Genomic DNA, 15,065 nt, shown 5'->3' with positions numbered 1-15,065 from the left:
ATGGGGCAGCGAACGCGGCATATATTCGCCGCTTCGTGAACTGCAAGTGAAAATGGTGCGACAGGAGACGATTGATCGCTCAGTCGAGACGGCGAACGAAGACGTGTGAAATCTCGCGAAATTCCTTCCGCGCGAATAATATGAGAGCCCGACGATTATCGCGGCCCGATTCGATGAAAGCCCAGTCGCAGCCATGTTCCCTTAGCCGGCCAACAAGCCGTTTCACTGCGCCCATGCTGCCCAATTGCGGTTCGACGACATGTCCTCGATCGTTCCGAATTTTGCCGGACTATCAACCTTTCATGCAATGATCCCGATTCTGGCAACCGCCCTCAGTCGAAGAGTTTCGACCACCTGCGCGGCGTGCGGGTCTTCCAGTGCTCGCGGTGATAGGCGTCGCTGGCGAGAAGCGGCATGACCGATCCGGCCTCGGCGAAAACCATTTGCTCGATCGCGGTCGAGACCTTGCCCCAGCTCGCCGCTTCCTGAAGCGTCGAGGACGAGCAGGCGCCGTCGCGCACGTCGGCGACGGTGATCTGCACTGCGTACTTGTGAACCGCGACATCCTCGTGGCCGAGGATTTCGGCGCAGACGACGGTGTCCTGAATGAAGTTCTTCGGCACGCCGCCACCGACCATCAGCAGGCCGGATTCGCCCGCCTCGATCTTGATGTCGGTCAGCTCGCGGAAATCGGCCACGGCGTCGATCATCAGGTAGGGCTTGCCCTCCTTCATCGCGTCGACCTGGTGCTTGACCAACCCGAAGCCGGCCGAGCTGTCGACGAAGGCCGGGCAGAAGATCGGCACGTCATGCTCGTAGGCGAGCTTGACGAGGCTGTTCTCCTTCTTGCCGTGCTCGGCGAGGTAGCGGCCCATCTCGCGGATGAAAGCGCGGCTCGAATAGGCCTTGGGCTCGAGCTCGTTGGCGATCTTGTTGATCGTGAAGTCGCAGTCCTGCAGCTGTTCTTCGTCGATGTAGGTATCGTAGATGCGATCGATGTAAAGCGAGCGCAGCGTATCGTCGTCGGGGATCTCGAGCGCCTGGTAGTGCTTGTGACCGAGCCCCTCGAAGAAATCCATGTCGACGATCGTCGCGCCGGTGGCAACGATGCAGTCGACCATATTGGAGCGCACCAGCTCGGCATAAAGGTCCATGCAGCCGCCCGCGCTGGTCGAACCGGCGATGACGAGGAATATCGTGCAGTCCTTGTCCTCGAGCATCTGGTTGTAGATGCGCGTCGCGCGAGCGAGGTCGCGGCTGGTGAAGCTCATCTTGCCCATCGCATCCACGATCGGGCGCGCGTCGAATTCGCGGATGTCGATGTGCTCGACGGTGGTCGAAAGCAGCTCGGCCTTGCGCGTGTCGTTGATCGTCGATTCGGTCATTCGCAAATCCCTTTCCATCGTGCCCGGGCAACGGCGCGACTGTCGCGCGGTTCCGGCGAAAAGCGGGCGCCCATAGGCGCTGGCGGACCCGAGGTAAATATGCGACGCGCGCCCCATGGCGCATTCTGCATCACTTCGCAAACCCACTCATGCCGGCGTCGTCAGGGCGGCCGAGAAAATCGCCCGCATCCTGCCGCCCACGCCTCTGCTTCCCACTGAGATTCGCGGCTCCCGCGTGTGGCTAAAGGCGGAGAGCCTGCAGCCGATCGGCGCGTTCAAGATTCGCGGCGGCTGGCACCGGCTCACCGACCTCTCCGACGGCGAGCGGGGGCGCGGCGTGGTCGCGGTTTCGAGCGGCAATCATGCGCAGGGCGTAGCCTGGGCGGCGCGCGAACTGGGCAGTGCCGCGACCATCGTCATGCCCAACGACGCGCCTCAGGTGAAACTGGCGGGAACGCGAGCGCTGGGCGCGGAGATCGTGCTTTACGACCGCCCCGGCGGCGAATTGCGCGACGAAGTGGCGGCGAAGCTGGTGGACGAAACCGGCGCCACGCTGGTCCATGCCTATGGCGATCCGTGGGTCATCGAAGGCCAGGGCAGTGCCGGTATCGAAATCGCCGAACAGCTCGGCGAGGAGCCGACGCGGATCGTTGCCCCGTGCGGCGGTGGCGGGCTGTCGGCGGGGCTCGCCCTCGCCTGTCCCGGTGCTGAGATCGTGCCGGTCGAACCCGAAGGCTGGGACGACATGCGGCGCAGCCTCGCGGCAGGCGAGATCGTGCCGGTCGGCCCCACCCCGCCGCCGACCGCCTGCGATGCGCTGCAGACGCTGGCGACCTTTCCGATCAACTTCGAAGTCCTGCATGGCCGCGCCGCGCCGGGCGTAGCTGTAAGCGAGGAGGAGATTCGCGAGGCGCAGCGCTTCGCCTTCGCGCGGCTCAAACTGGTGCTCGAGCCCGGCGGCGCGGCGGCGCTGGCCGCGGCACTCGCCGGAAAGGTCGAACTCGATGGCCGGACGGCGATCATCCTCAGCGGCGGAAACGTCGACGCAGCAGCCTTCGCACGGATCATCGCTGGAATTTAAGTTTCATTTGACAACTTGATTGCCCCCGCGCACTTTGCCGCCGGTTCGACAGGGGAGATCTTCAATGCAGGCGCAAATGCTCGCACCCGCCGCGGTCCTCGTCGCGTGGACGCTCGTGGTGCAGTTCTGGATGGTCTTCACCGGTTTCCCTGCCCTCAAGGCGGCGAACATCGACGTCAAGATCGTCCCGCCCGGCGGCCGCGGGCAGGACCTCGAGGGCCGGCTGCCGGCGAAGGTGATGTGGAAGTCGCACAACTACACCCACCTGATGGAGCAACCGACGATCTTTTGCGCCGCCGTGGCGATCCTTGCGATCGCCGGTGCCGACCGTCTCGACGTGCTGCTGGCCTGGGCCTACGTCGCCATTCGCGTGGTCCATTCGCTGTGGCAATCGACCGTCAATCGCATTCCGGTGCGCGTAACCCTGTTCGCAACCTCAAGCCTGTTCTTGATTGCGCTGTCGATTAAGGCATTGCTGGCAACCGTCTTTGCAGGAGCCTGAGCGTGCCCGAACTTTCGATTCTCCAGCCGGTCGTGGTGCTGGCGGCCTGGACCATGATCATGTGGCTGTGGATGTACGCCACGCGCATCCCCGCAATGCAGGCGGCGCAGGTCGAACCCGACAAGCTGGCCAACGACCCGGAGACGACGCTCGATCGCGTCCTTCCCCCGGGCGTTCAGTGGAAAGCGCATAATTACAACCACCTGCATGAAGCGCCGACGGTGTTCTATGCTGTGGCGCTGGTGCTGTTCCTGACCGGCGAAGGCGACGGTCGCACGGCGATCCTCGGCTGCGCCTACGTCGGCCTGCGCATCCTCCACTCGCTGGTGCAAGCGACCTTCAACAAGGTCATGGTGCGTTTCGGCATTTTCGCGCTGTCCTCCATCGTCCTGATGGCGTTGATCGCACTTGCCGCACGCGCAGTGTTCCTAGGGGGCACTGCGTAGCCCGGGGTTAGCGCCCTGCCAGCATGGCTGCGCTAGTCGTGGCCCACGGTTCAATGGGAACAATGGGGGCCGCGAAGTAGCATTCATCCTTATCGTCGACAGCGACGCCACCGGCGCGGAGCGCGCCGCCGACGCCTTGATCGCCGCGGGATACGCCTGCGGCTGGGTCTGCAACGCCAAACAGGCGCACACGCTGCTGCGCTGGCGCGAGCCCGAACTGATCCTGCTCGACGAAGACATGCCGGGCCAGAAAGAAGGATCCCTGCTGCGCGAACTGCGCTCGACCGAGCCATGCCGCGACACGCCGATCATCCTGCTGTCGACCACAGCGGGCAACGGCAATTCCGAACAACTCCTGCCCTGTGCGGCGCACGATCACATTCGCAAGCCATTCGACCCGCGCTTCCTCGTCTGGCGAGTCAACCACGCCATCGACACGGTGGAGGCCAAGCCGAAGCGCGAACAGGCAAGGGAGTGGCTGGCGCAGAAATTCGAGTCGACGCAGCGCCGCTCAATCGGCTGAACCGCCAGGCCGGTATGAAAGCGTCAGCCGGAATGTGCGCGGCTGCTGGGGCGTGAACTGCGGCGCCGTGCGCACGCGCAGAGGGTTGCCATAGGCAAAGGTATCGTGCCGCCCGGCGAGCAGGTTAAGTACTTCGAGCGACAGGCCGAACGGGCCGCGGCTGGCCCGCAGTTCGGCCGTCGCGTCGAAGACCTTGCCCATCTTTCTGTCGAGCGCCGGATCGAAACTTAACCGCGCCGATCCGAAGTAGTTGAGCTGGGCCCTCGCGCTCATGTCCCAGTCGCCGAGGTAGAAATCGTGAAGCACGGCGGCGCGAAACGTCATGTCGGGGACCACCGGCAGACGTCGGTCCCCATCGCTCGATGCATTGACGGGATCGATCTTGGCCGATTGCAGCATTGCCCCGCCCTGCAGGCGCCAGCGCTCGGCCGGTTCGGCTTCGACCGACAGTTCGGCCCCGGTGATTTCTCCATCGCCGACGTTGGCAGTCTCGATCAGCCCGTTGGGACGCAAGACGTCCGACTGAATTTCGCTCCACCAGGAGTGATAGAGACCGAGGTCGAAGCGGATCATGCCGAGAGTGTCGCGCCACCCGGCGGACAACGTCGCAAGCTCGTCTCCTTCGAGGGCTTCGATCGTGCCGTCTTCACCGATCCCCGTTCCGCCCTGGCGAAAGGCGGAGCCATAGTGGAGGTAGATCAGTCGCCCCACCTTCGGCTTCCACGACAGCCCGAAGTCCGGGGTAACGCCATAGCGGATGAAGCGAAGTTCGGCCGCCTCGGCCCCTTCGGCGCGGCGCTCTTCGATCAGGCTGCGGAATACCCGCGCACCGGCGGTCGCCTCGATCCTGCCCGTCAGCGGAAGCGACAGTTCACCGAACAGCGCCAGCTCCTCCGCAGACCGGTCATCGCTGTCCACGTTCATCGTGCTGCCTGCCAACCCGGTCAGGTCGCGCGAACTGTCCTGTCTGGCGGAGAGGTACGATATGCCGCCCAGCCATCCGAGCCGCCCGATCTGCCCGTTGGCACGAATTTCATTGTCCCAGACCTTGTACCTGTTGGCGTCGAGCAGGCGCTCCGGATCGGTCATGCCAAGCAACTCCGCGCCCTGCGTCGCGTCGATCTGCTCGTCAACGACATGGCTCGTGTAACCGCTGGACATGACGATCCGGATTGGCCCTTCGTCACGCGCCACACGCAGCGATCCGTGGAGGAGGTCATTGTCGTGCTTTTCGGCAAGTTGCGCGGGACGGCGGCGGGCCAGCGATTCGTAGACGTAGCGGCTGTCGTCGACGCCGAGCCACTGGCCGAAACCGGTCGCATCGGCCCGCCAACCATCTCCGAGGTCGACCCCGAGACCTGCGCGGACTCCAGACAAACCGGAGGTGTTGCTGTCCTTCTTCGTCCCCGTATCGACCCAGCCAGGCGCGAGTTCGCCGTAAGCCACCAAGCGAAGTCCTACCTTGTCGCGGGCCAGCGGCAGGTTGGCGACGACTGCACCGCTTGCGCCCGAAGACCCGTGTTCGACAGTCTCGGCGGTCAGTCCGATTGCGAATTCCATATTCGACAGGTCGGCGCGACGGGTCACTACCCGGTAGATTCCGCCGAGCGCCCCTGTGCCGTAGAGCGAGCCTTGCGGTCCCTTGAGCAGCTCCACTCTTTCGACATCGACGAGCCGGATGTCGGGATCGGGCGCGGCATAGGTGATGCGCGCATCGTCGAGAAGGACAGCCACGGTCGACTGGGTTCGACCACCAAAGGCGCTGTCGGCCACGCCGCGAAGAAACATCCGGTTGCGGCCGGGCCCCTGTCCGGTCAGCGAAAATCCCTCGACGTTGACGGCGACGAACGCGCTGTCACTCGTTACGCGAACCTGCTGGATCGCATCGGGACGGACAACGGCGACAGCGATCGCGGCGTTATCGAGCGAGAGCTCGCGCTTGGTCCCGGTGACGAGGATTTCCGCGCCGATGGTCGGCGGGATCTCCTTGGGTCGGCCCCCCACGGCTGCCTGGCGCTGGGGCGTTCTTTCGATCCGCCATGCCGTGGCGCCGACGCGGCGGGCTACGTAACCGGTGCCCGCGAGCATGTGCGACAGGGCCCGATCGACCGACATCCGGCCCTTTACCGGATGGCTGCGCAAGCGTGGGAGAGTGCCTTCGGTCCCGATCGAAACGCCCGTCTCGCGCGCCAGCTCGGCGATCGCCTCGGGCAGGCTGGCGGATTCTACGTCGATTGCGGAACGCTGGTCGACCTGAGCCTCAGCCGGCGGGCTCCAGGCGATAAGTATCGCTGTCGTGCACCAGCACCAAGCCCATGAGCTGCGCCAGGTCCCTGACCGCGGTATCCCCATTGCCGACCGACAAAGTCCCCGAAAACCGGCGGTTCGCGATTGCCGGCGTGATGTCCAAACGCAGCCCGGCATAGCGTGCGAGGTCGGCGGCGACCAGTGCCAGAGGAGTGGACTCATAGGTCAAGCGACCCTTGCGCCATTCGCCAACGTTCTCGTCAGAGACCGTGGCAACTGTCGCCGTCTTGCTTTGGGGATCGAACGAAACCTGCTTGCCTGCGTCGAGTTCGATCGGGCCCGCGAGGGCCTCGCCGCGTACCTGCACCCGGCCCTCAGCCACTTCGACGCGCGTAGACTGGCCGACGACCTGCACGTCGAAACTGGTGCCGATATCGGAGATTTCCAGCCCACCCGCCTTGATCACCATGCTGCGTGCGGGATCGTGGCGGATTTCGAAGAATGCCCCGCCCTCCAGCGCCAGCTGGTCCTGCTTTCGTCCCGCCACGGTAAGCGTGCTGCCAGGAGCGACGACGATGCTCGAACCGTCAGCGAGCGCGACGGTACGGCTGGTCTCGTTGGCGGTGTAGGTCACCGGATCGGACTGGGTGATTTGCGGGACGACAAGCAGCGCAATAAGCGATGCTGCCACGGCCCCGCCCATCCAGACCGGCCAGCGCGAGCGGACAGGTTGCTCCACAAGTTCGGCGGCGAATTCTTCCGCGAGTGCCGGACCTTGGCGGGCGGCAAGCTCGTCGGCCAGCACAACCTCGTCGAAAGCCTCGCGATGACGCGCGTCGGCTTCGAGCCAGGCGGTGAACCCGTCCCAGTCCATGTCGTCGCGCAGCGAAGCGAGATGCCAATGCACCGCCTCGTCGCGAATATTGTCGTCAGCCCCGTTCATCGTGTCTTTTCCAGCGTCGGGTCGGGCCGCCCCGGCCGTTCCCGATTATCCGACGACACGGAACTGAAATATCCGCAGTCGTCGAGGTGTTTTCGGAGATGTTTCATCGCCAGCGCGAGGTGCTTTTCCACCCCGCTGCGGCTGATGCCCATCATCGTCGCGATGTCGCCCTGCGCCATGCCCTCGAAACGGTAGGCGACGAGCGCGCGCCGGGCTCCTGCGGGCAAGCTGGCGATAGCGGCGCGCAGGACTTGCGTTTCCTCCTTGTCGAGCAGTTCCTGCTCCGCGTCGGGCGAAGGGTCGGGCCGGTCCTCCGCGGTCGCGGTGCCCACGGGATCGCGCTCGAGCCACGCCCTGTCGCGGCGCATCGACCGGTGGCGGCGACGGACGCGGTCTAAGACGAGGTTGTTCGCCATGCGGAAAAGGTAGGCACGGCCGTTGCCGATCGGCCCCACGCTGAGGTCGGCAAGCTTGAGCCAGAGCTCCTGCAGCAGGTCCTCGGCCTCAACCGGATCGCCGCAGCGCGCGCTGATGAAGCGCTTCAATTCGGCGCGATGATGTTCAAACAGGCCGTTCAGCCCACTCGACACTACCGCTTCATCGCCGTCCGCCATGAACCTCCTCAGTGCCGGGCGCATACGAGAAGCCCCCTGACGCCCGGGCCGACGGCGCATTCCTGCACGGAAATGGCGCTGCTGGCAAAGCCGCCCTGCTCCAGCAGCGAGATGAGGGACGGAGCGTCGAACAGGCGATGCAGCCCGGCGCGGGCGAAAGACCAGCGCTCCATTGTCTCGCGATGGGTGGCGTAGCCGACCAGCCTTCCGCCGGGCGCGAGGGCTCGCCGCAAGGCCCGGACCATCGCGCCTGTGTCATCGGCGAAATAGAGCACGTTAAGCGCGAGGATCGCGTCGAAAGGCCCAACAGAAGGCGGCAGGTCCTCGATCCTGACCGGGGCAAGTGCGACGCGCTTGCCCAACCGGCGGCGCGCGGCGGCGATCATGGCCGGCGAGGGGTCGATGCCTGTGCAGAGGCAGTCGGCGCGCCGGAGGACGGCGGCCAGCGCCGCCCCGGTGCCGCAACCGGCATCGAGCAGGCGTTCGCCGTCCTGCGGATCGAGAAGGTCGATGGCGAGCGCGGTGCAGCGCCGGTTGGCAAGGTCCATCGCACGGCCCAACAAGGTGCCGGGCAGCCCACGAGGTCGCGCGAGCTGCCCGGCGAGACGGACCGCGAGTGGACCCGGCATCGGGATGCGGTCAGCCGATCTTGTTCAACAGTGCCGTGGCTTCGCGCCGCCGCCCGGCATCCCAGGCCGGACGGGCCGGATCGTGCGGCGCCTTGAGCGCCTTCTGCAGGTAGGTCTTGGCCCCGGCCTTATCGCCTTGGTCGAGCAGGAAATCGCCGTAGAAGTAGTTGGCATCGAGACCCGCGGGATCAAGCGTCAGCGCCTCGCGCAGCAGGCGCTTGGCCCTCTCGTCGTCTCCGAAGCCGATCGGCGAGCCGGGGACCTTGTAGTACAGCACCCCGAGGCTCATCGCCGCGCCGCCGCCGGCGGCCTTGGGATCGATCGAATAGGCCTTGGCGATGATGTCACGCGCCCGGGTCGCGAGGCCCAGCTTGTGAAAGACGTTGGCGCGGTTGGCCTGCTCGCTGACCACGATGCCCTGCCACAGCAGAGGCTCGGCCTGCCCGGGGTACTTGGCGACCAGCGCAGCGGCCTGGTCGGCGAGCTTGTCGAGCGCCTTGGTCTGGGTGCTCGATCCCTTCACCTCGTAGGTGATGTGCGCCCAGCTGTCGTTGATGCTCTTGACCTCCTGGCTCATCGAGCCTGCGGCATAGGCGGGTACGGCCAGCGCCAGCAGCGCAGCGGCCAGTGTCAGGCGGGTCTTGCCGATCATCGGATGGTTCCTCTCTTTGGCGGTTGGTTGAAGGCGGCGCGGGCGCGCCTGACCTGCGATTTCAGACCGTTGTCGATCACGGCCGGGGCGAGCGCGTTGAGCGCGGCATAGACTCGCTCCATCGCGCCGATGCTGACGTTGGCGCGACGCCCCTCGATCGCCGCGACGATGCGGCGCGCGACCCAATCGGGGTCGTCCGCCTTCATTCCCGCAAGGTCGAGAAAGCGTTCAACGTCGCCGTCGTTGAGCTTCGTCTTCGCTGCGCGTGGGCTGACGTGGGTGACGGTCACGCCCGAACTAGCAAGCTCGCGGCGCAGCGCCTGGCTGAGCGCGGCGAGGCCGGCCTTGCTCGACGAATAGGCGGCGAACCACGGATAGGGAATCGAGCCGAGCATCGAGCCGATGTTGACGATCTGCCCCGAACCGCGCGCGCGCATCGGCCCCGCAACCGCCTGCGCCAGCGCCGCGGGCACGACGAGGTTGATGCGGTAGCACAGCGACAAGGCGTCGAACGGCTGGCTCTCGTGCAGGCCGAACCGCATGATCCCGGCAATGTTGACGAGAATGTCGGGCGGATCTGCCGCAAGCCTACTGCACAGGTCGAGAAGTGCGGTGTCGTCGGACAGGTCGGTGACGATCGAGGCCGCGCAGTCCGGGCAGTCGAGCCGGTCGATCCCGGTCACGATCGCGCCGCGCCCGGTGAGCAACTGCGCCACTGGCGTGCCGAGGCCGCCCGCCGCGCCGGTAACGGCGATGCGCTTGCCCTCAAGCAGGTTCAAGGTCCGGCTCCAGGTCGATGGCGGCGAACATTCCCCCGAACAGCGCGAACATCTCGCGCGCCATGCGACGCACGCTGGCCATGTCCGCTTCGCCGAACCCGTTCACCAGCCCGGCGAAGAACTTCATGTGCGACTGGTCGAGCGCACCGTGCGAAGTCAGGTAGGTGAAGGCTTGGGGCGGCAGCCCAAGCCGCTCCGCGACGGCCCCTGCCCCACGCGTCGCCAGCGCCACGCTGACGCTTTCCAGCACGTAGACCATGCCGAAGAAGGCCACAGGGTCGTCCGCGGCGATCCGGCCATAGGCGTGGTCGACCATCGCCTTCGTGGCGGGGTGCGGCGTGCTGGCCCGCGCTGCGTTGGCATCGCCCCCGGCGGCGGCGATATCGGCGAGGATCCATTCCTCGTGCCCGGTCTCCTCGGCGATATATTCGTCGAGCGCCTCGACCAGCTCGGGCCGGTCCATGAGCCCGTCCCGTGCCGCCTGCATCAGCGGCACGGTGTGCTTCACGTGGTGATAGGCCTGCGTGAGATAGGCGATGTAGACCACGCGGCTGATCGATCCGGCGAGCCCGGCACGGACTTGCGGCACGGCGAGAAACGCCAGCCGCTCGCGCACCGTCTCGTCCTCGAGCTGGGTGAATCTATCCGGCGCGCCGATGCAGCTCCGTAAGATCTCGGCGCGCCGGAGCCGCCCATTACCGGTCAGGCGGCTATTCTGCGGCGTGAAGTGGGCAACCTGGCGCCAAGTCGCAACTCGGGCATAGGCCGGGAGAGTCGCGTTGGCGGCGTCGACTGCCGCTGAAAGGTCGGCATTTGTCGATGCCGGGACCAGCAATGCACATGGAAACGGCATCCCGTCGCCGTGCACGAAGGCCTGGGCGATATCCTGCTGGGCCAGCAGTGCCTCTTCGACCCATTCCGGAGAGACGTTGCGGCCGTGCGCGGTGACGATGAGGTTCGACTTGCGCCCGGTGATCCACAGCCTTCCGTCAGCATCGATCCGCCCGATATCGCCCGTGGCAAAGGGACTGACCGGCGGTGCGCCGCCGATCTCGCCAAGGCAGAGCGGTCCGTCAAGCAGGATCTCGCCGTCGTCCGCCAGCCGGACGGCCATGTGCGACAGGGGACGGCCAGCCGATCCGATCGCATCGCCGGCCGCATCCTCGAGGCTGACGACGGACCCGCATTCGGTCAGGCCGTATCCCTGCCGCACCGGCAAGCCCAGCCCCCGCGCCCGTTCGAGCAACGGTAGCGGGACACGCGCCCCGCCGACTGCCACCAGGGACAGACAGAGCAGCAGTCCGCCGCTCGCTTCGAGCGCGGAGACCAGGCCGGCAAGCAATTCCGGCACGAGGATAAGGGAGGTGATATTCCATTCGGCGATCCGCGCCGCCAGCGCAACGAAATCGGGCCGGAAGGGATCGCCGAGCCCGCACAGGGACTGTGGCGGGCAGACGTAAGTGCCTCCCGCCATCAGCGTGGCAAAGAGCCCTGCGACGGTTTCGAGCAGGATGCCCGGCGGCAGCAGCGCTAGATGCCGTCCGGCGTGCTCGACCCCCACTGCCTCGACCACTGAGGCCGCAACCTGCTCGAGGTGCCCGGCGGACAGGCACACACCCTTGGGCGCACCTGTCGATCCCGAGGTGAAGGTGATCCGCGCGGAGCCGGCGGGGAGCGGGACGGGGCGCAAGGGGCACGCTGTCCGTCGATCCGCTCCCACGCCGGACAGTATCGCCGCGACTCCGCTCGAATGGAGTGCGTGGCGACGCTGTTCGGAAGTGAAGAAGGCAGGAAGGGAAAGAACCGGGATTCCCGCTTCGAGGAGCGCCAGTTCGAGCATCACCTCGTCGGCGCCGTGGTCGATTTCGAGTGCCGCGGCACCGCCAGCGAATTCCTGCGCCAGTTGCGGCGCCAACGCATCGACCCGAGCAGCAAGAGCGGCGTAGGTCAGCGGTGGCGTAGTAACCGGATCGACCGCGACCTGGCCGGGCGTGCGGCGTGCATGGTCGCGAATGGCCTCTAACAACGTGCTCACGCGGCAGGATTCGGTACGCGGCGGGCGCGAAAGGCGGAAATCGCCGCCTGACCCTGCCAAATGTCTCCGGCACAGACGCGCGGGTCCTGTTCGTAGTAGCTGCCCCACCCTGCTCCTGCCCCGGCTAGGCGGTGCCTTTCAGCCGGGCAGAGGTCATGGATGACGATGCCGATGCGGCGGAACATGGTGCGCAGCGAGCGGGTCAGGGTTGCGACCACCACTTCGCCGTTTGCACCGAGATCGTTCGCCGCCGCACCCCACAAGTGGACCATCGCCATCGCGTTGGTCGCAGCGAGGTTGCCGATCTCGATGATTGCGCGCCGCTCGACTCGCCGCCCCAGCACCGGGACGAGAAGGTCCTCTATCGGCGCATCGCAATAGGCCTCGAGAAATAGCGGTTCCGCGCTGGCCCGGCGGTAGCCGAGAACAGCTCCGGAAGCAGATGCAAGGTAGGTGGAGAACGCGGCAGCGCCTTCGGCGCCGTACTCGCGATGATATACCTGATCGACGAAATCCCTTGCGCCGAAGGCGTCCATGTTCCGGCTCCGTTTGTTCACGGACGGGAGACGCCACGGCGCGGACGATTCCGGAGTTTGGAGGTGAAATTTATTCGCCGGGCGCGGCGAAGCCTACATCGCGCCCCAGCTCTTCCACATCATGTAGGCCGCGACGACGAAGATCAGCACCGCGAAGACGGTGCGCAGCGCGTTGCCTTGCGACAGCTTCTGGGCGAGCAGCGTTCCGAGCAGGCTCCCGACGACGCCACCGAGGATGAAGACTGCGGCCAGCGCCCAGTCGACCAGCCCCGACAGCGCATAGTTGGCAGCGGTCGTGAGGCCGAAGGCAGTCACCGCGACGAGGCTGGTGCCGACGGCATTGATCATCGGCATGCGGGTCGAAGCGACGAGACCGGGGACGATCAGGAAGCCGCCACCGATCCCGAAGAAGCCGGAAAACACACCGGTCCCGAATCCGAAACCCACCAGCCGCGGGGCGTTCTCGCGGTCGAGGCGGACGTCAGGCTGGTCCGGGGCCTTGCTGCCGCGCAGCATGAGCACGCCAACCAGGACCATGACCAGCGCGAAGAGGAACAGAAGTTTCTGGCCGTCGAAGTTCTTGCCAAGCGTCGATCCTGCGAAGGCACCGACGATCCCGGCAGTTGCGTACAACGTCCCGCAGCGCCACTTCACGGTGTGCTTGCGGGCGTGCTGCAGCAGGCCCAGGGCGGCGTTGGCCGCCACGGCCAGCGCGCTGGTGCCAATGGCCACGTGGGGGCTTTTCACGCCCACCAGGTAGACCATCAGCGGCACCGCGAGGATCGACCCGCCGCCGCCGACCAGTCCGAGCGTGAACCCGACCAGCGCGCCCGACAGTCCGCCGAGCGCAATATGCAAAGTATCGATCATGCCGGAAGTGCCGGTTCAGCCGCCGCGCTGTTCGAGCCGTGCACGGATGCCGGAGATGTCGCAGCCGGCGCCGGCTGCGCATTCGATCGCATTATCTGCGCCGATCTCGCGGGCATTGGAGAGGGCCCAGAGCATCGCAGCGCGCGTCCCTGTCCGGCAGAAGCCGACGATCGGCTTGGGCATTTCCGCGATGCCCCTTTGGAACGCATCGATCGCGTCGTCGGTGATCTGGCCGGGAATGACCGGGATATGGCGGTATTCTAGGCCAGCCGCATGCGCCGCGGCGGCGACCTGGTCGGACGTCGGCTGGCCGGGCTCTTCGCCGTCGGGCCGGTTGTTGATGACCGAGCGGAAGCCGAGGCGGGCCGCTTCGGCCAGCTGTTCGGGCAGGACCTGCGGGCGGATGCACAGCGTGTCGTCGAGTTTCTTCGTTTCCATCGGATTGCCTTTGCTCGGTCTGGAGGGGTCAGAGCCCGTCGAGCGGGATCTTAAGGTAGCGGGTCCCGTTGGACTCGGGTTCGGGGAAGTGCCCGGCGCGCATGTTGACCTGCACCGAAGGCAGGATCAGCCGCGGCATGCCGAGCGTCCGGTCGCGGTCGGTCCGCATCTTGACGAACTCGTCCTCGCTGACGCCATCGTGGGCGTGGACGTTGCCGGCGCGTTCGGCGGCGACGGTGGTCTCCCAGACAAATTCGTCGCGTCCCGGGGCCTTGTAGTCGTGGCACAGGAACAGCCGCGCGTCATCCGGCAGCGAGAGCAGGCGGCGGATCGAGTTGTACAGCGCATGCGGGTCGCCGCCCGGAAAGTCGGCCCGAGCGGTGCCGTAGTCGGGCATGAAGATGGTGTCGCCGGTGAACACCGCATCGCCGATCACGTAGGCCAGATCGGCCGGGGTGTGGCCGGGGACGTGCAGGACCACTGCCTCGAGCTCGCCGATGCGGAAGGTGTCGCCATCGTCGAAGAGGTGGTCGAACTGCGAACCGTCGAGCGCAAACTCGGTGCCCTCGTTGAACAGCTTGCCGAACACCTCCTGCACCCGGACGATGTCCTTGCCGATGGCGATCTGGCCACCGAGCTTCGCTTGCAGATAAGGCGCGGCGGAGAGGTGGTCGGCATGGGCATGCGTTTCGAGCAGCCATTCCACATGCAGGCTCTCGGCCTCGACGAAGGCGATGATCTCGTCCGCTGAGCCGTACGAGATGCGGCCCGCCGCCGGATCGTAGTCGAGCACCGAATCGACGATCGCTGCATGGCGTGTCGCCGGGTCGAACACGACGTAGCTGGCGGTGAAGGTCTCCTCGTCGAAGAAGCCTTGCAGGACCGGCCTGGTAGCTTCTCTGGCCAGTGCCTTTTCGACGATCGCCGAAGCCGCTTCCAGCGCACTATCGTTGCTGTTGCCAAGCATCGCGAAACACCTCCAAACTACTTCTCGATATTTAATTAGCTCCATCTAATATATCAAGGATCGGAGTCCACCAAGAGGCACGAATCCTCCCAAACAACAATGCGACCGTTCCCGGAACATGCAGACGGCCCTGCTCGAATACAGTCTCGTTGCGCGCGAGGTTGATCGAGTCTGGAGGAGGAGAGCGTAAGAGATTTTCGTAGAAGAAGCTCAACAAAAAAGATTCGAAACTCCGAAACTCTAAGTTTTTCTGGGCCAGCTTGCGGTGAAGTCACAATCGCTCATGACCTCAGCGTCGTAACGCGTGCGAGCAAACTTGAACTCGCAAATAAGCGAAGCTCTGAAAGCAGCGAGCTTCCTATACCAAACACGACCGCGTGGCATAAACAAGAGCATGGATAAAGCGGCAAATCTGCTC

Annotated in this window: 16 protein-coding genes; 4 read left to right on the top strand and 12 right to left on the bottom strand. The window is 65.6% G+C overall.

From position 1 onward, the window contains the following. Positions 1 to 332: 332 nt before the first annotated feature. Positions 333 to 1,385 carry a 1,9-bis(guanidino)-5-aza-nonane synthase gene (locus GRI89_RS02405; RefSeq protein WP_159791811.1) on the bottom strand — a complete coding sequence of 351 codons (1,053 nt, stop codon included), beginning with the start codon at positions 1,383 to 1,385 and terminating at the stop codon, positions 333 to 335. A gap of 115 nt (positions 1,386 to 1,500) precedes the next feature. On the opposite strand from GRI89_RS02405, the gene GRI89_RS02400 reads away from it, so the two are divergent. From GRI89_RS02400 to GRI89_RS02385, 4 genes are all read left to right on the top strand, one after another. Then, the gene (locus GRI89_RS02400) at positions 1,501 to 2,466 is read left to right on the top strand and encodes a threonine ammonia-lyase (RefSeq protein ID WP_159791809.1); all 966 of its coding nucleotides are present in this window, start codon (positions 1,501 to 1,503) and stop codon (positions 2,464 to 2,466) included. Between the two features lie 64 nt (positions 2,467 to 2,530). Beyond that, a complete protein-coding gene (locus tag GRI89_RS02395; protein ID WP_159791807.1) occupies positions 2,531 to 2,968 on the top strand; it encodes an MAPEG family protein in 438 nt (145 codons plus the stop codon). Between the two features lie 2 nt (positions 2,969 to 2,970). Next, entirely contained in the window at positions 2,971 to 3,414 is a 444-nt protein-coding gene (locus GRI89_RS02390) for an MAPEG family protein (protein ID WP_328598042.1), read from the top strand. Next, the gene (locus GRI89_RS02385; protein ID WP_159791875.1) at positions 3,407 to 3,937 is read left to right on the top strand and encodes a response regulator; all 531 of its coding nucleotides are present in this window, start codon (positions 3,407 to 3,409) and stop codon (positions 3,935 to 3,937) included. The genes GRI89_RS02390 and GRI89_RS02385 overlap by 8 nt, the downstream gene beginning before the upstream one ends. Here GRI89_RS02385 and GRI89_RS02380 read toward each other — a convergent pair. From GRI89_RS02380 to GRI89_RS02330, 11 genes are all read right to left on the bottom strand, one after another. Continuing rightward, positions 3,926 to 6,289, bottom strand: coding sequence for a TonB-dependent receptor domain-containing protein (locus GRI89_RS02380; protein ID WP_159791805.1), 2,364 nt, complete (start codon positions 6,287 to 6,289; stop codon positions 3,926 to 3,928). The genes GRI89_RS02385 and GRI89_RS02380 overlap by 12 nt on opposite strands. Continuing rightward, entirely contained in the window at positions 6,198 to 7,127 is a 930-nt protein-coding gene (locus GRI89_RS02375) for a FecR family protein (RefSeq protein WP_235912690.1), read from the bottom strand. The genes GRI89_RS02380 and GRI89_RS02375 overlap by 92 nt, the downstream gene beginning before the upstream one ends. Next, positions 7,124 to 7,741, bottom strand: a complete 618-nt coding sequence (locus GRI89_RS02370) for an RNA polymerase sigma factor (RefSeq protein WP_235912689.1) — start codon at positions 7,739 to 7,741, stop codon at positions 7,124 to 7,126. Before GRI89_RS02370 ends, GRI89_RS02375 begins: the two co-directional genes overlap by 4 nt. Before the next feature lie 8 nt (positions 7,742 to 7,749). Continuing rightward, the gene (locus GRI89_RS02365) at positions 7,750 to 8,370 is read right to left on the bottom strand and encodes a class I SAM-dependent methyltransferase (RefSeq protein ID WP_159791801.1); all 621 of its coding nucleotides are present in this window, start codon (positions 8,368 to 8,370) and stop codon (positions 7,750 to 7,752) included. A 10-nt stretch (positions 8,371 to 8,380) separates the two neighbouring features. After that, positions 8,381 to 9,022, bottom strand: coding sequence for a tetratricopeptide repeat protein (locus tag GRI89_RS02360; protein WP_235912688.1), 642 nt, complete (start codon positions 9,020 to 9,022; stop codon positions 8,381 to 8,383). Continuing rightward, positions 9,019 to 9,801 (bottom strand): SDR family NAD(P)-dependent oxidoreductase, encoded by a 783-nt coding sequence (locus tag GRI89_RS02355; RefSeq protein WP_159791799.1) that lies wholly within the window; start codon positions 9,799 to 9,801, stop codon positions 9,019 to 9,021. Before GRI89_RS02355 ends, GRI89_RS02360 begins: the two co-directional genes overlap by 4 nt. Then, a complete protein-coding gene (locus tag GRI89_RS02350; RefSeq protein ID WP_328598041.1) occupies positions 9,788 to 11,836 on the bottom strand; it encodes an AMP-binding protein in 2,049 nt (682 codons plus the stop codon). The genes GRI89_RS02355 and GRI89_RS02350 overlap by 14 nt, the downstream gene beginning before the upstream one ends. Then, positions 11,833 to 12,372 (bottom strand): thermostable hemolysin, encoded by a 540-nt coding sequence (locus GRI89_RS02345; RefSeq protein WP_159791795.1) that lies wholly within the window; start codon positions 12,370 to 12,372, stop codon positions 11,833 to 11,835. The genes GRI89_RS02350 and GRI89_RS02345 overlap by 4 nt, the downstream gene beginning before the upstream one ends. Before the next feature lie 93 nt (positions 12,373 to 12,465). Further along, positions 12,466 to 13,242 (bottom strand): sulfite exporter TauE/SafE family protein, encoded by a 777-nt coding sequence (locus tag GRI89_RS02340; RefSeq protein WP_159791793.1) that lies wholly within the window; start codon positions 13,240 to 13,242, stop codon positions 12,466 to 12,468. Positions 13,243 to 13,257: 15 nt separating this feature from the next. Then, a complete protein-coding gene (locus GRI89_RS02335) occupies positions 13,258 to 13,680 on the bottom strand; it encodes a TIGR01244 family sulfur transferase (RefSeq protein ID WP_159791791.1) in 423 nt (140 codons plus the stop codon). A gap of 28 nt (positions 13,681 to 13,708) precedes the next feature. After that, entirely contained in the window at positions 13,709 to 14,647 is a 939-nt protein-coding gene (locus tag GRI89_RS02330) for an MBL fold metallo-hydrolase (RefSeq protein ID WP_159791789.1), read from the bottom strand. Positions 14,648 to 15,065: the final 418 nt, after the last annotated feature.

Origin of the sequence: Croceibacterium salegens, assembly GCF_009827435.1 — a bacterium.
GTDB lineage: Bacteria > Pseudomonadota > Alphaproteobacteria > Sphingomonadales > Sphingomonadaceae > Croceibacterium_B > Croceibacterium_B salegens.
Note: the sequence above shows the minus strand (reverse complement) of the source record. Positions and strands in the feature narration are given on the sequence as shown.